The sequence below is a fragment of the Symploca atlantica LB2515 genome, assembly GCF_052546295.1.
The window spans coordinates 802,894-823,883 of the sequence record NZ_JBQWMT010000001.1 but is presented as its reverse complement, the minus strand read 5'-3'; the positions used below and the strand labels follow the sequence as shown (position 1 = coordinate 823,883).

The window sequence follows — 20,990 nt, the reverse complement described above, 5'->3', positions numbered from 1 at the left end:
ATTTATTTAAACAATTCGAGGCATTCTTCAGCCAGAATTCCTTTGGTTACCTTGATCCTTTGGAATCCTTTCGCAATTACATCTTCGCAGGTCAAATCTATTTGTTCTGAACCTAATTCCATCAATTCTTTGGTTGAAGCACCAAAGACGATTTCTGTCACTCCTGACCAAACACAAGCAGCTGCACACATCGGACAAGGCTCACAGGTTGTATACAAAGTATAACCTTTCAAAACATCCAAGGAATAACTTTTTGCTTGAGTGGTAAAACTGCGAAGGACATTAATTTCGGCATGAGCAGATACATCGTTATCTGTCTGAGTACTATTGTGTGCTTGAGCTACTATTTTATGATCTTTTACTAATACAGCACCATAGGGCATGTCTCCTTGTTTGGCTTCTGAGAGTGCTACCTTCATAAACTCTTCGTGGTTCATCTTGAAAAATCTCCTTTAATGATCAATAAACTGCTTTTTGCTATTTCTTACTTATGGGGCTTAATGCTTGGGAGAAAAACACAAAAAGTGCATTTTCTCAGTTGTGACCCCCACGTCCTCATCTTAAGAAAGGCGTAGGGGCATAACCCAGCAATGCTCAAAATCTAACAAAGATTAAACTCCTAAGCCTGCTGCCAGATTTCCTGGATTTTGCCAGGTAAAAACTCAGCAATTTCTGCTATCCGTTCGGCTGATAATTCATCTTTAGTAGCAGAAAATACTGCTTTGATCACGGTTTCACCATCTGTTCCCCTGGGCATTCCCCCTTCTTGTTCCACTCGAAACACAAACAGATTGTCATCGATAGTGAAGGGCACTGAACCATGAAAAGGAGGGCGAACTCGACTTAGCCAAGCAACTAGAGGATTTGTATCTCGCCATAGTTCTGCCACCTCATTTTGCAGAGTTTTGTCATTGGTGGGTATTGATTCTTCGTGTAATTCTGAGGCTACTTGATCTGCGACTTTTGTAGTCATCAAATCACGCATGGTACGAAAGACTACCTCGGTCAAATTCTTGGCATCAAAGATATCTTCTACCTGTCCTTTGAGCATCACCTTTTCTAAGAAAGGCATATTCTTAGTGGCTAGAGGAACTGCTGGCCCTTTTTGCAGGGAATCAGGAGGACTTGCTTCCATTTTATCCAGCATTTTCTGCCCTTTTTTGGTGAGTTGAGCCTGTTCAAATTCAATTAAATGTGGCAATGGACTATCAGCAGAACCAAAGGTATTAGCTACACGAAAATCCACTTCTTTTGAGTTGATCAGGTTAGGCACATCTTCTTGTTTGGCATAGGCATTACCACTAAAATCGGCGTCAATGTAGTCTTTTTGGTTTAAGTAATCTAGGTGGCCTAGTAGATCGGATTGTGAAAGGTTAAAACCAGTAAAATCAACTTCTGTAAAATTAACTGGCTGCTTTCCTTCTCCACCAGTTTCACGAATCTTTTTCAGGATGATGTAGGCAACGTCTTCTCTTAAGGCAATCGGCATAATCTTCTTTTTGTAAACTTTATTGAAGCTATACTCTAAAACATAGAAGTAGATTGCCGTCTTAGGCATCTGTCACAGGAGACAGTTTGACTTAATCCTAGAGAAAGAAAACTAGTAATCAGAGTTGAATAGCAGTTATGGAAATGCAGCAAAAAGACAAGTTTCTTGAGGATTGCTATCTCAGAGAAGTTAATAATTATTTGCTAAGTCATACTAAAGGAAGGTGGCAAACAAGAATAATTTTGCTACCGCCGGAGGATGTACTTATCAAGATGGCCAAATATATCAGCAATACTTATAAGCAAGATAAATAAGAAATATAATAGCTATTTTCTGTTTGCCAATAACTAGTAATCTCAAGCCAAACTCAAGTAGCAAGCCAAACAGAGAGTAATTTAAGCGCAATTAAAGCATGTTTTATTCAACCAGCAACTTCATCGCCCCTTCACCTTAAATAAACAGCAAGAGCTAAAGTATTTCCTGGGAGTGAGGTAAAATATTGGAGCTATTGAGAAGCTGGTAGCTAAAGGATAATTTTTACTAGAACCAGTACCGTGAAAAATAAAAAATTGTTTAATTTACAAGAAGATCAAAAGTCTGACCATCTTCTGGTTGTAGATGATTCGCCCGATAACATTTTTTTGCTACAGACAATTTTGCAAGAAGCAGGATACCAAGTTAGTACTGCTCTAGACGGTGAATCAGCCTTAGCTCAAATCCAGCAGTTTCCCCCAGATTTATTGCTGCTAGATGTAATGATGCCAGGGATTAATGGTTGTGAAGTAGCTAAGCGTGTTCGTGAGAACTTTAAGTTACCTTTCATCCCTATCCTACTGATCACGGCTTGCAAAAGTTCTCAACTTAGCCAGGGTTTAGGCTCTAGCGCCGATGCTGTGATCCATAAGCCTATTGATATAGACGAGTTAATCAAACAGGTGGATTCCCTTCTATGTCTTAAGCACAGTAGCGCTTCTCAGAATTAAATAAACTAATTTAGCAAAAAAACTGAAAATTTATTCTATGTCTATAGAGAGAAGACCAATTTTTAAGATACTTAGATTTTTAGAAATTGGACAAGGAGATGCTCTTAAGAGTTATCTCCTTGTTTTAACTTCTGCTGCACTTAGAAGCAATGCACCAGCAGAAACCCTTAAGCTACTAAGCCAGAACGCAGAGCACGAACAGCAGCTTGTGTGCGATCATCAGCACAAAGCTTGTTCAAAATATTTCTGACGTGTGTCTTAACGGTGCCTACGGTGATGTAGAGTTTTTCTGCGATCGCCGCATTAGAGCAACCATCAACGATCAACTGCAAGATCTCTAATTCCCTATTAGTTAGAGGGTAGGCTTCAATCATGTTGCCGTACTCGCTGTTGACAGCATTAATAGATACTTTCTCACCAACTTCTTCAGCATCAACCTTGGTTTCGCTTAAATGAGCTTGACTGAGAACAACTTTGGCGATCGCAGGATCAATCCAAGAGTTACCTGCATGAGTATCGTGAATGGCTTGAAGCAAAAACTCAAAGCTAATATCTTTCATGCAGTAGGAATCAGCCCCAGCAGCGAAAGCTGCCATCACAGCCTCTTCATTGTCCTCTAAAGTCAAGACGAGAATCTTGGTGTGGGAATCTCCTTGATGGCGTTGATATTCCCTGAATCGCCTAGTCAACTCAATCCCATCCATGTTAGGCAAACCAATATCCACGATCCCCACATCTGGCTTAGCAGTTTTTAGTAAGTCCAAACCTTGATGAGCATTGGCTGACTCGCCGACAATTTCAATTTCGTTACGTTGTTGTAGTGCTGTTCTCAGACCGATTCTGGTTAGATCATGGTCTTCAATTAAAACTACACTAATTTTATTCATGGTTAATCTCCGAGACGTGAAAAATTAAAGCTTTTGCTGTCTATAAATAGCAGCAATTATGTTAACCCAATATGCAACTTAGTAGCCTAGTAATTTAGAATCTGGTTTTTGCTGAATTACTAAGAACTTTTGTTTTTGCTGGCGGATGTCGAAGGGGAATTGCGCAATTTTGGTTGACTAGCTAAAACGACGATGGTTCCTGTTCTTTCAGTTTCCAAGGTAGTATCGCATAGCAGGTCAACAACTTCTACTCCGGTAATTTCTTCGATAAGCTCCTTTAAATAGGGTTTTATCGCTTGATCTAAATCTGAGCGCACCTTCTCTGTTAGCTCCTCCTGTCCCATCTCTGTTAATACCTTTTCTGGCTGAGTAATAGCGTCTTCAACAATGATTGTAATTTTCTCTTTAGCAAGAGTAACGGTGACTTTACTAGGTTGATGTCCCAGTTTTTCACGATACAAAGCTTGAATTTTTTGAGAGAGGGTTCTTTCCATCTGCCCACGGGTAGGAGGTGTGTACTCGGACATAGACAGTAGTTGGGAGTTCGGGTAGCCTAATAAAATTTTGAATAATTAAGACTACAATAAACTACCGAAGCCAAGATTTAGTCAATAATAGGGAGAATCTGGAATAGAAAGGCTTCCGAGAGCGAGGGCTAGGAGACGGCGGTTAAATTGGAGTACCCTAGTTGCCCTAGCTAACTCCACTGACTGGGTTCTCTTCCTAAGGAGGTTCTCCTTGAGCCAGAAAAACTTGAACCTGGTTAAGACAGCTTTGTAGTTCCTCGATTAACTCTGATGTTCCTTCAAGGGTTTCTCTTTGAGCCAGCTTTTCTAAACGCTCTGCCAACTCCGGCATCTGACGGACACCAGCGTTGGCACTAGAACCCTTAAGACGGTGAGCTTGCTGCTCAAGAGTGGCTAAGTCTGCATTGCCCAGCGCCTGACGAATTGCTTCTATTTTACTCTTTGCCTGCTCAACAAACATTGTTAGGAGTTTGTGTTGAGCGGCTGTCTTACCCTTAAAGATACGCTTCAAGCGCTCTAAATCGACGGGACAGTCTGAGGCGGTGCTAATTTCTGATTGAGGCAAGTTATTACTCTCCTGACTGGCGAATTGATTATTAGTACTCAGCCCAACCGCAGAGCTAGCAACAAGAGTCTGTTTCTGACTACGCTTAGCCCATCGCCGGAGCACTGCTCCCAAAGCTTCTAACTCAACGGGCTTGCTAATATAATCATCCATCCCTGCCTCCAGGCATTTATCGCGGTCAGTTGACAGAGCACTGGCCGTTAGAGCTAAGATTATTAGCCCTCGGTTTAAGCGTTGATTACAACGAATTAATTTAGTTACTTCGTAGCCATCAATCACTGGCATCTGGCAATCCATCAAAACGATATGGTAGTCTTGCCTAGCCAGTTGATCGATAACCGCTTGTCCATTATCTACACAATCAGCTTGATAGCCTAACAGGTTAAGTTGACCAAGAATTACCTGTTGATTGACCAGATCATCTTCTGCTAACAAAATCCTTAAAGATGGCTCAGGTTTTTCTAAATTATCTTGGCTAGAAGTAGCTGTTAGAGAATAGTTTTCGACAGGTAAACTCTGTTCAACCGACTCTCCTAAAGCCCAAACCAAGCTATTAAATAAGCGTGAAGGCATCACTGGTTTAACTAGATAACCAAAGTCTCCCAGCCTCATTAGCTGCTCTGCTCTTTGACGCTGCTTCATCGTACTCATCAAAATTACTTTGGTTCTAACTAAAGACGAGTTGTGATACATTACTCGCAATAACTCAACACTGTCAGTATTTAACAGGCACTCCTCAACAATAACCACGTTGTAGGGTTTTCCTTGACTAACTGATGACTGCCAAGCGAAGAGTGCTGCTGAAGCTTTATCTACTTGATCAACTTCAATACCCCAAGCCTGAGCTATAGTTAGTATCGATTGACGAACCAAAGCACTACTATCAACTACCAAAAGTTTCAGATTACTAAAAGCCGGCGGCACGATAGTTGTAGCTGTTTCTGATTGATCAAACTCAGCGGTAAACCAAAAGTTTGAGCCTTCATCGAAAGTACTTTCAACACCAATTTCGCCCCCCATCAGTTTGACAAACTGCTGGCAAATCGAGAGTCCTAATCCTGTACCACCGTATTTACGAGTGCTGCTACTTACTTGAGAAAATGGCTTGAATAGCTTGGTTTGTAATTCTGGTGAAATGCCAATTCCGGTGTCTTTAACCGTGAAGCGGATGCTAATTTTTTGCTGATGTGAAGACTGCAAAGTAGCTTGAATTACCACACTACCTTCATCAGTAAATTTGATGGCATTACTAACCAAATTGAGTAGAATTTGCCGCAGCCGGATAGCATCTCCCTCAAGTTGTCTGGGTAGATTACTATCTACTAAAATTGCCAACTCTAGCTCTTTCTCTTCTGCTTTGATCACCAGAAAATCTACCACACTTTCTAGGCAGCTATCTAAGTCAAAGCTAGAGTGTTCTAGATGTGTTTCCCCAGCCTCCAATTTAGAGAGGTCAAGAATATCATTAATAACGCTTAATAGGTGTTTAGCACTACGGGAAATAGTACGAGCATAGTCCTGTTGCTGGGGAGTTAAATTGGTCCTTTGTAGTAGTTCCACCATCCCCAGGACACCGTTCATGGGAGTGCGAATCTCATGGCTCATTTGAGCAAGAAACTGAGATTTAGACTGAGAAGCTTCAAGGGCAGCTTCTCTAGTTTCTAATAAGGCTGCTGTTTGATATTTTTGTTCGTTAATATCCCGTTGCACCCAGACTAAGTGGGTAACTTGGTTTTGTTCATTAGTAAGAGGAATAATACTTAAGTTTACCCAACACTCAGCACCATTTTTGCGATAATTAATCAGTTCTGCTTGGATGTTTTTTTTCTGTTCTAGGGCAGTATGCAATTTATCTAATGTCGCGCTGTCGGTTTTTGGACCTTGCAGGAGGCGAGGAGTTTTACCAATAACTTCGTCCGGGGAGTAGCCTGTATTACTAGTGAAGGCTTGGTTGACGTAGAGGATTATTGGTGCTGCTAAATCCAGAGGTTCAGCTTCCGTAATGATAATTGCATCATCAGCGCTGGCTACTACAGATTTCCAGAGTTCTAACTGTTCTTCTCTGTGCTGGCTTTCTGTGATATCCTGACCACTGAGAATTATGCCAACAGAATCACCCTCAGCGTCCAAACAGGGCATAAGCTTCCACCGTATTAGGTACTCTTGACCATCACGGCTAAACACTGGATGTTCAAACTCAAGGGCAGCTTGCTCTGTTAGGGCTAGTTGGCAATAGGCAGCAAAAATGTCACGGACTTTTTCTGGTAAGAATGCCAAATACTCTTGCTCTATTACTTCCTTTTGCCGCCAACCGTAGACTTTTTCCGCCACTGGGTTCCATTCCAGGATATGGTAACTCAGCGATAGGCAAATCAGTACACCATCGGTCATTTGCATCAGGGACTGCCACTTGGCTTGACTATCTACTTGCCAAGTATCCGTTGTTTGTTGGTGTCGCCTTTTTCCCACCCCAACAGTAGCAACTAGTAGGGTCAGTGTTAGGAAAAAAGTGACCGATAGACCATCAAGAAGTAACGAGAATTTCTCTAGCATCTAGGATCACGCTGTCAATATTAAAGACTGCCTTTGACAGGTGACGTTAGCTCTAGCCCAAAATCTATATTTGGTAAGTACTACCGGGGAGTAGAGCAGTTGCCAGCTTAAGTCAATGAGATAAAATTTATGCAGCATCTAGTAAAGAGCTGACTCAAAAAACAAAACCCTCAGTTAGGCTACTTGACTAACAAAGTGCAGATTATTTAAACTCAAATGCTCCACCAAGTCCCAGTTCAGAAGGCTTTTATTAATTGTGGCTATACCTATTAAAAAGGCTTACCGAGTAGGAGTTAGGGAGAAATTTAAGTTAGTCAATCGGGCTAATAAGTAGCACTTTTAGGCAGAAACTGAACTGTAAATAATTACAGGAAATATTCTCAAAAAAGTGTATAACCTTGCTAGATTGAACTGCTGTGATTGTAGCATCATTACTCACTGATCAGAGGAGGAACCTGAAGCTGACGCTAGACAACTCCCTGGCTCCTCTGCCCTCAAGATTGATGGGCACTAATCAACAACACCGATAGCGCCCGCACCTGCCGAGGCAGCAGCAGAAACCAAGGCGGTAAAAAACAACCACCAGGAAGCAACTGCCGCAGCTTTGCGTGTTTCTTCAACTTGTCGTTGGGCTTGTAGCTTAACTTCCTCTAGGCGTAGTTGGGTATCTCGCTGGAGGCGTTCTGCTCGTTGTAGCACCCGATTGCGGGTTGATTCAATTTGGTCAATAACCCGGTTGGCATCAGCCTCAGAGATGTCTTGGCGAGAACTCATAATTGCCACCAAGGTATCACGGTCAAACTGGGAGAGGCGATCGCGCAGAGCATCAAAACCGGCTTCTGGGTCATCAAATAAAGTCCGTATATCGTGCTTGATGCCCTCATAGTTGAGTTCTGGTCGCTCAAGACTGTTGAGGTAGTCGCGGATTTTGGCAAATATCTGGTCAATCACCGACTGAATACGCTGCTGAAGGCTACGCAATTGCAGAATAACTTGGTCGCGGACTGCGATAATTTGATTGATAATGCGGTTGACTTCCTCCTCTGAGATATCCTCCCGTTGGGATAAAAGCGCCACCAGGGTAGAACGGTCAAGGTGAGAGAGTCGCTCTTTAAAACCTTCCATCCCAGCGCGGGGATCATGGAGTAGCACCTGCACATCGCGCTTGATTGCTTCAGGATTGAGTTCTTCCTTATCGGTGGAGCGCAGATAATCAGCGATCGCACTTTGGAAGTCCTGCACTTGTAATTGAGCCCTGCTGGCAAGCCGTCGAGGTGCTCTGGCCAGGCTGCGCAGTGTCGAGAGCACTTCATCAATTACCTGATTGACTTGCGCCTCACTCAGGTCATCCCGTTGGCTGAGCAACTGCACCAAGGTATCTCGATCCATCGCCGCTAAGCGTCTTCTGATCGCCTTGGCTCCCGTTTGTGGGTCTTCCAGCAGTTTACTTAAATCTCGCCGGATGCCTTCGGGATTGAGCTCTGCCTTACCTGTATCCCGCAGGTACTGAGCGATCGCAGAACTGACTTGCTCATACTGGTCTTTAGCTTTACCGCCAAGTCTGCGGGGAGTGTAGCGAACGCGAGTCCAGTTGCGTTCTACTTGATCAATGACGCGGTTAATTTGCTGCTCACTCAAGTCTTGACGCTGGCTGAGCAACTGTACCAAAGTATCGCGGTCAAAGCGAGAAACTCGCTCTCTAATTGCCAATAATCCGGCTTGGGGGTCGTCCACCAGCAATTTGAGTTCCCGCTCAATGGCATCGGGGTTGAGTTCGGTTTTGCCTGTGTCTCGCAGATGAGACTTGACTTTGAGCCACTGGGCCTCGGCTTTAGCCTTAGCGACTTCTTGCATTTCTCTGCCTTCCAGCAAAACGCGATCGCGGGTTCTTTCTAGCTCAAAAATCACTACCTCAGCTTCGGCCGCGCTCATATCCCGACGTTGCTCAAGGAGTCGTTCCCAAGTCGGGCGGTCGAACTGAGCCAGACGAGTGCTAAGTTGTTCAGAGTTAGCATCGGGGTCTTCCAGAATTTCTCGGAAATTAAGCTCAATTCTTTCAGGAGTTAGGGCTTCTTTGGGAGTATTGAGCAGGTAATCTTCCACTTCGGCAAATAAAGCGATCGACTCTTCTCGCTCCTGCGCTGCTTGGGCCACTGCCAATACTTCTAGACGAATTGTCTCTAGTAAGTTAGAAATTCGGTGAATTTTCTCTTGAGTAAACACCCCCCGCTGTTGCAATAAGTCAGCAAAATAGGAACGGTCTAGCTGCTCTAATTCCTCAGCCACAGTGCTAGGGTCAGCCTCTGGATCATAAAGCAAGTCCCGGAACTCTCGCTCCAAGACTTCTGAGTTCATCTGCCAGGAATATTTATGGAGTAGATAGTTTTCCATATCTACTTGTACTGGACTGTAGTATGGCTTTGGCTCCTCTCTCCTGACTTGAGCAGCAATTTTTGAACTCTGTTGACCCAGTTGGTCTTTCAACTTTTGCAACTGGCTGACAATTTTTTCTACATCTAGGTCAGAAAGATCTGTCCTACCCATGACCAAGCCCACTAAACTATTAAAGCCTGTGGTCATTGCCTGAGAAACTGGCTTACTTGAGCTTTGGGCATGACGACGCTTGCGCAGTTCTTCAACTAGAGAATCCAGCTTCTGAGATAACTCGTCTCCCAGCAATTGCCCTGGCGTGGCTGACTTAAGGTAGTCAACAAACTCCGACATCATGTCTTTTTGGGGCAACTGTCCCACCGTTTTGTTCCAAGCCGTTTCTAGTTCGTTGGCAATGCGATTAACATCCCGTTGAGATAAATCGCTACGACTACTAACTAAATCGACAAAGGTTTGGCGGTCAATCTTGCGGAGGCTATCGCTACCAGCAATTTCTGACAGGGAAGGGTCTTGCAGTAAGTTTTCAAATTCTGAGCGAATCTGTTGCAGATTTAGTTCTGGGGGTCGCAGTGCCTCTAAATATTCTTGTACGTTTTCGTGGATAGTCTCCGGGTCAATAGCTGAGCCAAGTTCACGACGCACAGCAGCGGCGGCGGCTTCTGCGGTGTTCACTACTTGCTTACTGGCAACACCAGCACCAAGGGCGGCGGCGGCTGTCCCCCAAATTGCTTGAAATCCGGAAGTTGCAGTATTAACCACTGACCCGATGAGAGAACCCACAGTGGTCGAACTGACCCACACCAATAAACAAAAATAAGTGGCCCAAATTACCAGGCCAACGATTGCACCGAGTGCTGGTGTGGCCAACAAGCTCAGTTTCACGGCAAACAGGCAAGCAAAAAATAGGGCAATGGTGACACTAATCAAAGTCCCCAATCCCACTGCTAGACCAATTTTGCGAATCGTGCCTCCTAAGCTGTGGTTTTCATGGTCATGGTTGCTAGATGTCGAAGAGGAGCTTCCTGACAGAGAAATACCAGCAGCCACGCCCAGATTAGTCAGCAGCAACTGGAAAGCAAAAGCCAGCACTACTCCCGAAATTAAGGCTGTAAAAAATTGTGGCCCGCTAAAAACGAGAGCTGCATTTTCTGGTGCAGGGGTTTCTCGCTCGATAATTACTTGTGCCAGCCACCACATTGGGTGACTTACTCCTAGTGCTGTTACTGCACTTTGAAACATAACCCCTTCCTCCTCTAATTTTTTTTGATCTGACCTGAGTGGAAAAAATGCCTTCAATAGTGGTGCATTTTTTAGCAAACTCAAAACTCAAAATAAGTTTTTATGATTAGGATGACCCCGATATTTTTTGATACGAGTAGGAATTCTAAAGCTTGCACCCCACTTTTATCATCTCCCCAAGGTTGTAAAGTTTAAATTACTCACAAAGTAGGATGTTTTTAATTAATATTTTTGGATAAGTTGACTATGGTAACAACAAAAATTTTGATACTGAGGTAAATTATTTATGCATTTACTAATGGAAGCTGCTGCTGCTAATGCACCCCATTTTCCGATATCGGCGACACTGCTGTATGTTGTCGGTTTTATTGCTGCCGTGTCAATCGGCTCTATTGCTTGGTATAACTCCAAGCGACCCGTGGGCTGGGAAAATAAAGAACGCCCTGACGTTGTACCCAAAGTCGAAAAATAATCAAGTCTGACTGAGAAGCTTTTGTGAAAGTCAGATAATTTTTTAATACATCAAGAAGACAAAGCCTAGCAGTGATGCTGGTCTTTGTCGTATTTTTTGTTGATTATTGAACTGTCAATTAATAAGTAATAAGAAGCGAGGGAATACAAAAAAGATTCCCTCATAAAAGCCAATCTTGTGGCTACTTATCTATTATTTAGGTGTTTATGAACCCATAATATTTTTTACAGCTTCCTTAACTTGTTGTTCTACAGAGGTAGCGTTTTGAGATTCTCCTTGCTTCATCTTCTCAACATCCGCTGACCCTTGAACTTCATTAATGCCTTTGTTGGCTTCTGATGTAGTTTCTTTCAAGCCACGGGGACCAGACTTAAGTACTTCTTCTGACTTCTGTTCAATTCTTTTTAGCTGGTCTTCTCCTTTTGTGGGGCTGCTGCTAGCCGCTGCTGCGGGTGAAGCACTAGAGAAAAACAGCCAAGTGCCGATAAAAAGAGCCATTAAAAAACGTAAAGGGCGTAAAAAAGAGAACATTTAATTTAACCTTCTTTCTGGGAGTACAAGGAATATTATTGACACCAATCGCTCAAGGCTTATATCTATCTAAAGACTGAAATTTTTAATTAAAAAAGTGGGGCAAACTTTACTTGAGATAGATGCCCAAATAATTGACAGTTGAGCGATAGCGTCAAGTAGCGGATGGGGAGCGAGGTGCAGGTTTGCTGAACCCATACGCTGGCTAACAACCGCCAGTTGACACTAAATGACCATACGATTTCGGGTCATTGGCTGAGCCGAGACAGTATGGGCAAGGATTAAATTTTGCTACCTCAATTGAACTTGAGAGTTTATTACTTTTAATACTTTTCTTTTGTAAAAGTTGCACTATATTAAGTAACAATCCTACAAATTAGCCCAACTTGGCAACTCTTTAGATCAACTTACTATTAATGTCGTCCCTGTTCCCAAGCTGACTATTTTACCCGTCCAGCTCTGGGTAACTAAATAGTTATTAAATTTAAGTTTTACTTAGTTCCACTCAAAAGGTAGCAGCGACCTTGGGGTTAAGGCTTCTAACTAAAGATAGAAATCTTCCTGACCGAGGAACATGGCAAGGCATCTGTGACGGTAACTTAAACTGTTCAGGCAAGCTGTAGTAGACTTGCTTCTGAATTTTAGTGCCGTTATCGGTTTGAGCCGTTTCCAAGACATTGTAAAGGATCGCCCAACTCCCGCAGAACCGATTTCTTTGCCCTCGAACCTGGTTAGCTAGAGGCGATTACCTACCATTAGTTTCTCAGTAACCCAGAGTACCATCCGGCATGATAGTATCACTCAAGATAGCTCCACTAAAATCAGCATTAGTGATATCAGAACCTCTCAAGCTAGCTTTGGAAAGATCGGCATTACGAAAGTTAGCCCCTCTGAGATTAGCATTCACTAAGTCTGCCCACTGTAAACTAGCACCACTGAAGTCAGCACCACTTAAGTTAGCGCCACTGAAATAGGCTCCATTCAGGTTAGCACCACTGAGGTCTGCATTTCTCAGGTCGCTATATCTTACTCTGGCATTTTCCAGAACGATACCACCCAAGCTGGCTCCATTTAGATTACAGCCTTGGCAGCGCTTTGTTTCTAGTAATTGGTTAACATCAGAAGGGTTTTCAGCTCTTAGGGGAGTTGCTAACCACAGTGGTGCTAGAAGTACAGAAAGTGCGAGAATTTTGAGTTTCATCTTTTCAAGAGCGAAATTTGTTTGATAAGTAATCAATATAATATTTTACGGAAGTCTAACTTAGAATCGGACTAGGAAATTTACTCAGATATAAGTGTTATTTACTACTTGACATCCTCCTCGACCTAAAGGTACGAGGATTCCAAAGATCACTCTTTGGGTTTCCTCTTTCCACGACTCGGCTTACATTGAGGAGTTTCCCCACCAATGCAGAGGTCGATGTCTCCAGAGGCGTTTAACCCTTCGACAAAGCTCAGGGCTGGCGTTCCCGTGTGCCCCACGGTACGTAGTGCTAGTTCCAAAATGTTCCGGGATGCATTCCAGTCTCGGTCTAAAACAAACCCACAATGGTGACAGCGATGTGTTCTTTGACTCAAAGACTTTTTGACGACTTCCCCACAGTTAGAGCAATTTTGACTGGTGTAGTGGGGCGCAACGGCAACCGTCACCACTCCAAACACCTTGCCGAAGTATTCCAACCAGTTGCGGAAAGTCGACCATGCAGCATCCGATATCGACTTGGACAGCTTTCTATTCTTAACCATGTTCCGCACCATCAAGTCTTCATAAGCAACCAAGTCGTTAGACTGGACTACGCATCTTGCCAACTTCACGGCAAAATCTTGACGCTGCCTACTTACCTTGAGGTGTTTTCTGCTCAAACGGTTTCGAGCTTTGGCTCTGTTTTTAGAACCCTTCTGGGTTCTAGAGAGATGGCGATTCAGACGCTTAAGAGCTTTTTCAGACTTCCTCAGATGTCGGGGATTCTCAACCGTCTGTCCATCGGAATCGGTATAAAAGTGAGTCAAGCCAACGTCCAACCCGATAGTTTTTCCTGTTGGTTCTCGTTTCTCAACCCGCTCAACATCAAGACAAAACTGAACGTAGTACCCATCAGCACGACGAACAACTCGAACCCGCTTGATTTGACTCAACTGATAGAAATGCAAGTCACGGGTTCCCCACAGCTTGAAGCTTCCAGCTTTGAAACCATCGGTGAAGGTGATGGTTCTTCTATCTTCCGACAGCTTCCATCCCGTTGTTTTGTACTCAACAGAACCGTGAGTTTGGTGCTTTTTGAAGCGTGGAAAACCCTTTTTTCCTGGCTTGCCTTTTTGGCAATTGTTGTAGAAGCGGGTGATAGCAGACCAAGCTCTTTGAGCGGAGGCTTGTCTAGCTTGAGAGTTGAGCTGAAAAGCGAAGGGAAACTCTTTGGCGAGAACAGCGCAATAAGCACTCAACTCGTATTTCCCAATTCCCTTGTTGTCCATCCAGTATCTGAGGCAACTGTTACCAACAAACCTAGCAGTACGAATGGCTTGATTAAGCCGCTCATACTGCCCGTTTGTTCCCTGAAGTTTTGCTTCAAATACCCACATGATTACGCTGACTTACTTAGGGTAAGTATAGCGCAGTTAAACAAAGCCGCGCTAAAAGCACGGGGCTTTAGACCCATTATTTTGGTAAATAATGAGTGAGATTCACCGAGTTAATCGACGTAAGTTAATCCAGTATAGTTTGCTGATTCTGGGCTGTAGTCTGCTCACTGCTTGTAAAGATGATACCAATCAAGCTAGATTAGGTAAGGCTTCACAGACCGCAACAACGGCTAAGTCGAATAATTCTCTTGACAAAGTGAGCTATGCCACTAACTGGTATGCTCAGGCCGAACACGGTGGCTTTTATCAAGCTAGGGCTACGGGCATTTATCAGCAGCATGGGCTTGATGTCACAATTCAGGCGGGTGGCCCCCAAGTTAACGGCACTCAGTTGCTGATGGGTAAAGCAGTTGACTTTTTCATGGGGTACGGTTCTGATGCTATTAAAGCAGTAGAAGCCGGAATTCCTAAGGTTACCGTAGCGGCCATCTTTCAAAAAGATCCTCAAGTTTTGATTGCTCATCCAGGTGTTGGTAATGACTCCTTAGAAGATTTTCAAGACAAACCGATTTTAATTTCTGCTGCTGCTAACAATACCTATTGGCCTTTCCTTAAGTCAAAATATGGGTATAGCGATGAACAAAAGCGCCCTTATAACTTCAACCTCGGCCCTTTCCTCCTAGACAAAAACTCTGTGCAGCAGGGATACATCAGTTCTGAGCCTCTTAAAGTTATACAACAGGGGGGGTTTGAGCCTGTAGTCATTCTGTTAGCAGACCACGGTTACACACCTTATTCAACCACAATTGAAACCAGGCAAGAGTTGATTGAGAGTAACCCAGATTTGGTGCAACGCTTTGTCGATGCCTCAATCAAGGGTTGGTATAGTTATTTAGAAAACCCTGCTCCTGGTAATCAGCTAATCAAGGAAGCCAACCCAGAGATTACCGATGAACAGCTTGCTTACAGCTTGGCGAAAATCAAGGAATATGGTCTAGTCCTCTCCGGCGATGCTCAAACCAAAGGCATTGGTGCCATGACTCAGGAAAAATGGCTCTCTTTTTTTGAGACGATGGTTGAGGCGGGAGTCTTCCAACCAAAGACTGATTACACCCAGGCTTTCACCCTAAAATTTGTCAACAAAGGCTCAAAGGCTTACCAGTCTTGAGCTTAATCCTGTTAACCATCACTTGCGCACCTACACACTAAGGGCATTGACGTTACAATTGTTAACAGTTGTTAACATTGCCTGTAAACTACGGGTCTAATTATGAAATCTTATAACGGTACGCTCAAAATCTTTCTAGTTGCACTTCTTGCCATTGGCAGCTTATTCTCTCTATCTGCTTGCAGCCAACCTGAGGCAGAAGATAACCTGAGCCAAGAACCGACAGTTGAATCTCCCGTCTCTGCGGAATCAGGGGATACAGTCGCTTCCTCGGAAACCGCTGAGAGCGAAAATATCGTGGCATTGGCATCTACTAACGATTCTTTGCAAACTCTGACTCAAGCCATCGAAGCGGCAGGATTAACCGAAACTTTGTCAGGGGAAGGCCCATTCACCGTCTTTGCTCCCACGGATGCAGCCTTTGCCGCGCTGCCAGAAGGTGCAGTTGAGGAGTTACTCAAGCCAGAAAATAGAGATCAGCTAGTCCAGTTGCTGAAATATCATGTAGTGCCTGGTGAGGTGACTTCCGCAGCGATTGTTACTGGAGAAGTCAGCTCTGTTGAAGGAACTCCCCTTAATGTGGTGGTTGATGAAGGTACTAGTGAGGTTAAGGTCAACGAAGCCAAAGTTACTAAACCAGATATCAAAGCCAGCAATGGGGTGATTCACGTCATTGACACAGTAATGCTGCCGCTCAAATCTTAATTTAGCCTTGGCGAGATGGGGAGAAATTCCGGAAAAGCGGGACTAAAATCGGCAACCTTGAGGAAAATTTTCCCCATCTTGATTTAAAACGCCAATTTTTTGCTATTATGATCAATGCAACTGTCGCGGACGTGGCGGAATTGGTAGACGCGCTAGATTTAGGTTCTAGTACTGCAAGGTGTGAAGGTTCAAGTCCTTTCGTCCGCATATTTGATTCATTGACTCTAGTGTTGTCCATTAAATAATTATTGTCCAGTTTTAAAGGATTAATGTCCCAAACCATTCGTTTCGGGCGTTTCAGGTTTTGCCTTACGGCTTTTCTTTTTAGTTTTACCTTTTGCCTTTTTCTTTGTATCCAGCTTCTCCCGTTCGGCGCGGATGCGTTCTAAGAGGACGGAGGCGGGTTCGTCGTTGTGGTTTTGGGGAACCAGTTCGCCTCGGAAGGCTTTGGCAAGGATGGATTGATTGAGTTTGTCTAGGCTGGCTTGAGCTTCTTGGTATTGCTGTTTAACTTTGTCTGCAATTTTGAATAGAGTTTGGACTCGATTAACTATTTCTCGTTGTTCAGCAATTGACGGAAACCACAACGGAAGAGCTAAGAACTTTTCTTGAGTGAGATTGACACCACTCTCGGATATGCCAGTTTTTAGTTCATCAATTAAGGAAATAGTCGAAGGGGAATTTAAGAAATATGCAAGATAGAGTGGGAGAACAGATGATTCTTTAGCACGAAACCTGTAAACTTTATCGCAGATCATTAATTTTGGGCGAACTGAAGTCACTAAACAGGTAACTCCTGCTCTAGCTCTTGGTCCAGCACGAGTTATTAGTAAATCTCCTTCAAAAAGCTCTAACTCAGGTCTAGGAGCTAGGTGTGACGGAAGCTGTTTATTCTCCCCTTCAACAAAACGAAGTGATTGAACGGCAGTTGTCTTAATTACTCCCCAAATATCATCAGAATGAGATGGGAAATTTTCACATTTAGGACTCCAGCCTTGTTTTAATCCCTCTACTACATCCCCTAATTGTCTTTTATTCCAAGTAGAAGGAAAATCGTAACTAAGAAATTCGTCATTATCCTGTATTCTCCAATCAGCGGTGAGCTCGCCACGGAAAGCGGCGGACAGGACTGATTGACGGAACTGGTTTAAGAGGGGGGCGATCGCCTCAAGTTCCTCCTTCACCCGCTGGCTGTGAGCCTTCAACGCCTCAATTTTGGCAACTATGCGGCGTTGTTCGTTGAGGGGTGGGAGGGGACAGGGATATTCCTTGAGAACAGTTTGACTAATATTTGGTTGTGCTCCACCTTGCCCAATGCTCTTTAAGTGTTCACGACGATTTAAAAAATAATAAAATACATAGGGAATAATTTCAGTCGTAAGACCTTTTGAAAGTAAAGCGGCACACGCTTGATTTGTTGCAGCAGATTCTTTGAGAATTCCAAGTTTTCCAATCGTCGCGCCGTACATTGCCACAATTAGGCTATTGTTTGGAAAAACTTTAGCTGAACTATTTGCTAACCCTTCCCAAGTAATACTTTCGTCAATTTCTTCGATTAAACCATCAGGTAAATTGCCTGTCTTAATCCAAGGAATATCGCCTCCATAGTATTCAGCATGGGAGCGTGAAGGTGTACCACCGCTCGACCATTCGCCTAACTGACCAAGAGTTATAAGCAACCAACCATGAGGAAGCTCAGTATTTTCATTGAACATTAAGTGATTTCCTCATCCTCCAACAACTCCGACAGCACCTCCATCTCCTCCATCACCGCCTGCAACCTCACACAATCAAGAGCCGCAATTTTAGAAGGCGATCGCATAACGGCAACAATTCCTATGACTCACCCCACCTCTTCCCAATCCTCAATTTGTAGCCCATTCACCCGACCGAATTCACCCGTATTGTGCGTGACCAATATTAAATTATTCACCAGAGCAATAGCAGCAATTTGTACATCATAGGGACCAATCGGCGTACCTAATGCCGCTAATTGGGCGCGAACTTGCCCTGCAACCCTAGCCGCTTGCTCGTCTAAAGGCAAACTAGAAAACTGACTAAAAAACCGTTCTAACAGCGCTAAATTTCGTTCCAGATTAGCACTGCGATACGCTCCATCTGCACAACAGTACACAGATAAATATTTTCTGGCTGTTGTGCCGTCAGCCGAGCTGTAACCGCTGGACTGGTATTATTTAACAATCGAATGCAAACATTAGTATCCAGCAGGAAAGTCAAAACATCTGCTCCCGCGTTTCATACTCTCCCTGCGGTTCTCGGACAAGCGGTTCTCCCACCCAACCCCCAATCACCTCTTCAAAAAAACCAGGCATCCAACCTTTGCTTTGTTGCAGTTGGCTGAAAACTATTTCACCATCAACAACTTCCCCCCGTTCAGACGCTTCAACACCAACCATAATTTCCTGCCTCAACTCCTCAAATCGCCCCTTGTAGATGCGTTCTTGCTCCTCAAACGCCCTAAGTGCCGCTAAGATAACTTCGTCAGGCGAGGCATACTTCCCGCTTTCTACTTGACTTTGAATGAACTGCTCAACTTCTGGAGTTAATGATACGTTCATTGATGCTTACTCTTTAGTCTTGTTAATCATCTTCCTATTCTAGAAGCGCAGTTTCAGTCTCTTCCTCATCCTCCAACAATTCCGACAGCGCCTCCATTTCCACCATCGCCGCCTGTAACCGCGTCATAATTTCTGCCGCAATTTCCCCCGGTTCTGGTAAATCCTCCCCAGATTGCAAACTCTCATCCCTTAACCAGGAAATATCTAAATTATTCCCCCGCTTGGTAATCTCCTCACGGCTAAAACAGCGCCATCGCCCCGTTTCCCCTTCATCTGTACGCGGACTCTTGCCATTGGGATCATCCCCATACGCCAACTCAAACTCCTTAAAATGCGATCGCGTCAGGGGTATCCGCTTCCCGAAACTGGGCATATTCGTCCGCAAATCATACACCCACACTTCCTTAGTATTGCCCTTCTCCGTCGTCCCCCGTTGGAAAAACAGCACATTCGTTTTCACCCCTTGGGCATAAAATATCCCCGTCGGTAAGCGCAAAATTGTATGTAAATTACACTTATCCATTAAATCAGCCCGAATACTATTCCCCTGTCCAGCTTCAAATAAGACATTATCAGGAAGCACAATCGCCCCTCGTCCTCCTGGTAACAAACCGCGATAAACATGCTGCAAAAATACCAACTGTTTATTAGAAGTGGGAAAAGTAAAATCATCTCGCGTCGGACTTCCCCCGCCCTTTTTCGTACCAAAAGGCGGATTAGTTAAAATGACATTCGCTTTCCCTAACCGCTGTCCATCCGGTGAGAGAGTATCTCCTAAAGTTACTTCCCCCTCAATACCGTGTAACATCATATTCATCAACAACAACCGATGGGCATCCTGCACCAACTCCATGCCATAAAACGCCTGCTGTCGTTGAAAAACTTGGTCAGCTTCTGGCAGGGTAAATAACTCATCAGTCTGTTTTTTAATATAACGGTCAGCCGCAATCAAAAACCCCCCGGTTCCCGCTGCTGGGTCTTGAATGAGTTCCCCTGGCTGGGGTTTAATCAGAGATACCATGCAATCAATCAGCGATCGCGGTGTAAAATACTGTCCCGCCCCTGATTTTTTCTCACTAGCATTCTTCTCTAATAAACCCTCGTATAAATCCCCTAATCCTTCCTCCCTAGCCGAATACCAGTCCAACTCATCAATACTAGTGACTAACTTACTCAAAATTCGGGGTTGTTTCAGCGCCGTTTGAGCATTAGCAAAGATTGCTTGTACTCTTGGTAATGCCGCTTTTGAACCTAATTCTAAAAGCAAAAAGCGATAAAATTTTAACTGTTCTATGCCCTCTTTTTCTGACAAATCACTCCAACGCATCCCTTGGGGTAATTTCTCTTCTACCCCCGTTTCCTGGGCCATTTTCAGAAACAGCAGGTAAGTCAGTTCGGTAACATATTGCAGGTAAGTAATGCCATCATCTCGCAGGACGTGGCACAGATTCCAGAGTTTTTGGACTATATCGGTCGTTGCATTCATACTTTAGAGATGCTGTGCGCTATCGCGCCCCGCTGCGCTAACGTTAACACTCAGCATGACATTCCTCCGCCATTGTGTCATTCTGAGTGCAGCAAAGCGGAAGGAAGAATCTCCCAGATGCTTCGTTTCCTCAGCATGACATTCCTCCGCCATTGTGTCATTCTGAGTGCAGCAAAGCGGAAGGAAGAATCTCCCAGATGCTTCGTTTCCTCAGCATGACATTCCTCCGCCATTGTGTCATTCTGAGTGCAGCAAAGCGGAAGGAAGAATCTCCCAGATGCTTCGTTTCCTCAGCATGACATTCCTCCGCCATTGTGTCATTCTGAGTGCAGCAAAGCGGAAGGAAGAATCTCCCAGATGCTTCGTTTCCTCAGCATGACATTCCTCCGCCATTGTGTCATTCTGAGTGCAGCAAAGCGGAAGGAAGAATCTCCCAGATGCTTCGTTTCCTCAGCATGACATTCCTCCGCCATTGTGTCATTCTGAGTGCAGCAAAGCGGAAGGAAGAATCTCCCAGATGCTTCGTTTCCTCAGCATGACATTCCTCCGCCATTGTGTCATTCTGAGTGCAGCAAAGCGGAAGGAAGAATCTCCCAGATGCTTCGTTTCCTCAGCATGACATTCCTCCGCCATTGTGTCATTCTGAGTGCAGCAAAGCGGAAGGAAGAATCTCCCAGATGCTTCGTTTCCTCAGCATGACATTCCTCCGCCATTGTGTCATTCTGAGTGCAGCAAAGCGGAAGGAAGAATCTCCCAGATGCTTCGTTTCCTCAGCATGACATTCCTCCGCCATTGTGTCATTCTGAGTGCAGCAAAGCGGAAGGAAGAATCTCCC

General features: G+C 44.2%; 20 protein-coding genes, 1 tRNA gene and 2 pseudogenes. 5 read left to right on the top strand and 18 right to left on the bottom strand.

What is annotated here, in order from left to right; genetic code table 11:
• Positions 1 to 2: 2 nt before the first annotated feature.
• Both ACT7WV_RS03570 and ACT7WV_RS03565 read right to left on the bottom strand, forming a co-directional pair.
• The gene (locus ACT7WV_RS03570; RefSeq protein WP_445101576.1) at positions 3 to 437 is read right to left on the bottom strand and encodes a nucleoside deaminase; all 435 of its coding nucleotides are present in this window, start codon (positions 435 to 437) and stop codon (positions 3 to 5) included.
• A gap of 182 nt (positions 438 to 619) precedes the next feature.
• On the bottom strand, positions 620 to 1,489 hold the full coding sequence (locus tag ACT7WV_RS03565) for a DUF2267 domain-containing protein (protein ID WP_463424211.1): 870 nt from the start codon (positions 1,487 to 1,489) through the stop codon (positions 620 to 622).
• Positions 1,490 to 2,043: 554 nt separating this feature from the next.
• Here ACT7WV_RS03565 and ACT7WV_RS03560 point away from each other — a divergent pair.
• On the top strand, positions 2,044 to 2,472 hold the full coding sequence (locus tag ACT7WV_RS03560) for a response regulator (RefSeq protein ID WP_445101574.1): 429 nt from the start codon (positions 2,044 to 2,046) through the stop codon (positions 2,470 to 2,472).
• Positions 2,473 to 2,639: 167 nt separating this feature from the next.
• Here ACT7WV_RS03560 and ACT7WV_RS03555 read toward each other — a convergent pair whose 3' ends face one another.
• From ACT7WV_RS03555 to ACT7WV_RS03540, 4 genes are all read right to left on the bottom strand, one after another.
• Positions 2,640 to 3,359, bottom strand: a complete 720-nt coding sequence (locus ACT7WV_RS03555) for a response regulator (protein WP_445101573.1) — start codon at positions 3,357 to 3,359, stop codon at positions 2,640 to 2,642.
• Positions 3,360 to 3,478: 119 nt separating this feature from the next.
• The gene (locus ACT7WV_RS03550) at positions 3,479 to 3,886 is read right to left on the bottom strand and encodes a Na-translocating system protein MpsC family protein (RefSeq protein ID WP_445101572.1); all 408 of its coding nucleotides are present in this window, start codon (positions 3,884 to 3,886) and stop codon (positions 3,479 to 3,481) included.
• Between the two features lie 196 nt (positions 3,887 to 4,082).
• Positions 4,083 to 7,004, bottom strand: coding sequence for a PAS domain S-box protein (locus tag ACT7WV_RS03545; protein WP_445101571.1), 2,922 nt, complete (start codon positions 7,002 to 7,004; stop codon positions 4,083 to 4,085).
• 510 nt (positions 7,005 to 7,514) lie between these two features.
• On the bottom strand, positions 7,515 to 10,634 hold the full coding sequence (locus ACT7WV_RS03540) for an MFS transporter (protein ID WP_445101570.1): 3,120 nt from the start codon (positions 10,632 to 10,634) through the stop codon (positions 7,515 to 7,517).
• Positions 10,635 to 10,920: 286 nt separating this feature from the next.
• Between ACT7WV_RS03540 and psb35 the strand changes: the two genes are divergently transcribed.
• Positions 10,921 to 11,106, top strand: coding sequence for a photosystem II assembly protein Psb35 (gene psb35, locus ACT7WV_RS03535; RefSeq protein ID WP_445101569.1), 186 nt, complete (start codon positions 10,921 to 10,923; stop codon positions 11,104 to 11,106).
• Between the two features lie 204 nt (positions 11,107 to 11,310).
• Here the strand turns inward: psb35 and ACT7WV_RS03530 are convergent, their stop codons facing one another.
• From ACT7WV_RS03530 to ACT7WV_RS03520, 3 genes are all read right to left on the bottom strand, one after another.
• Entirely contained in the window at positions 11,311 to 11,637 is a 327-nt protein-coding gene (locus ACT7WV_RS03530) for a low temperature-induced protein (RefSeq protein WP_445101568.1), read from the bottom strand.
• Positions 11,638 to 12,400: 763 nt separating this feature from the next.
• Positions 12,401 to 12,838 (bottom strand): pentapeptide repeat-containing protein, encoded by a 438-nt coding sequence (locus tag ACT7WV_RS03525; RefSeq protein ID WP_445101567.1) that lies wholly within the window; start codon positions 12,836 to 12,838, stop codon positions 12,401 to 12,403.
• A 149-nt stretch (positions 12,839 to 12,987) separates the two neighbouring features.
• Positions 12,988 to 14,217: an RNA-guided endonuclease InsQ/TnpB family protein gene (locus ACT7WV_RS03520; RefSeq protein ID WP_445101566.1), complete on the bottom strand. Its 1,230-nt coding sequence runs from the start codon at positions 14,215 to 14,217 to the stop codon at positions 12,988 to 12,990.
• A gap of 91 nt (positions 14,218 to 14,308) precedes the next feature.
• Between ACT7WV_RS03520 and ACT7WV_RS03515 the strand changes: the two genes are divergently transcribed.
• From ACT7WV_RS03515 to ACT7WV_RS03505, 3 genes are all read left to right on the top strand, one after another.
• Positions 14,309 to 15,385, top strand: a complete 1,077-nt coding sequence (locus ACT7WV_RS03515; RefSeq protein WP_445101565.1) for an ABC transporter substrate-binding protein — start codon at positions 14,309 to 14,311, stop codon at positions 15,383 to 15,385.
• Positions 15,386 to 15,487: 102 nt separating this feature from the next.
• Positions 15,488 to 16,090 (top strand): fasciclin domain-containing protein, encoded by a 603-nt coding sequence (locus ACT7WV_RS03510; RefSeq protein WP_445101564.1) that lies wholly within the window; start codon positions 15,488 to 15,490, stop codon positions 16,088 to 16,090.
• Positions 16,091 to 16,215: 125 nt separating this feature from the next.
• Positions 16,216 to 16,297 (top strand) — tRNA-Leu (locus tag ACT7WV_RS03505).
• A gap of 59 nt (positions 16,298 to 16,356) precedes the next feature.
• On the opposite strand, the gene ACT7WV_RS03500 is transcribed toward ACT7WV_RS03505, so the two are convergent.
• From ACT7WV_RS03500 to ACT7WV_RS03460, 9 genes and pseudogenes are all read right to left on the bottom strand, one after another.
• Positions 16,357 to 17,805 carry a restriction endonuclease subunit S gene (locus tag ACT7WV_RS03500; RefSeq protein WP_445101563.1) on the bottom strand — a complete coding sequence of 483 codons (1,449 nt, stop codon included), beginning with the start codon at positions 17,803 to 17,805 and terminating at the stop codon, positions 16,357 to 16,359.
• 128 nt (positions 17,806 to 17,933) lie between these two features.
• A pseudogene (locus tag ACT7WV_RS03495) lies at positions 17,934 to 18,328 on the bottom strand (PIN domain-containing protein).
• Positions 18,329 to 18,435: 107 nt separating this feature from the next.
• Positions 18,436 to 18,669 (bottom strand): annotated as a pseudogene (locus ACT7WV_RS03490) (type II toxin-antitoxin system ParD family antitoxin); the annotation flags it as partial.
• 34 nt (positions 18,670 to 18,703) lie between these two features.
• Complete coding sequence (locus tag ACT7WV_RS03485) at positions 18,704 to 20,155, bottom strand: class I SAM-dependent DNA methyltransferase (protein ID WP_445101560.1); 1,452 nt, start codon at positions 20,153 to 20,155, stop codon at positions 18,704 to 18,706.
• A gap of 3 nt (positions 20,156 to 20,158) precedes the next feature.
• Positions 20,159 to 20,308 carry a hypothetical protein gene (locus ACT7WV_RS03480; RefSeq protein WP_445101559.1) on the bottom strand — a complete coding sequence of 50 codons (150 nt, stop codon included), beginning with the start codon at positions 20,306 to 20,308 and terminating at the stop codon, positions 20,159 to 20,161.
• Between the two features lie 4 nt (positions 20,309 to 20,312).
• The gene (locus tag ACT7WV_RS03475; RefSeq protein WP_445101558.1) at positions 20,313 to 20,468 is read right to left on the bottom strand and encodes a hypothetical protein; all 156 of its coding nucleotides are present in this window, start codon (positions 20,466 to 20,468) and stop codon (positions 20,313 to 20,315) included.
• A gap of 4 nt (positions 20,469 to 20,472) precedes the next feature.
• A complete protein-coding gene (locus tag ACT7WV_RS03470; RefSeq protein WP_445101558.1) occupies positions 20,473 to 20,628 on the bottom strand; it encodes a hypothetical protein in 156 nt (51 codons plus the stop codon).
• 4 nt (positions 20,629 to 20,632) lie between these two features.
• A complete protein-coding gene (locus ACT7WV_RS03465) occupies positions 20,633 to 20,788 on the bottom strand; it encodes a hypothetical protein (protein WP_445101558.1) in 156 nt (51 codons plus the stop codon).
• A gap of 4 nt (positions 20,789 to 20,792) precedes the next feature.
• Complete coding sequence (locus ACT7WV_RS03460; protein WP_445101558.1) at positions 20,793 to 20,948, bottom strand: hypothetical protein; 156 nt, start codon at positions 20,946 to 20,948, stop codon at positions 20,793 to 20,795.
• Positions 20,949 to 20,990 lie beyond the last annotated feature (42 nt).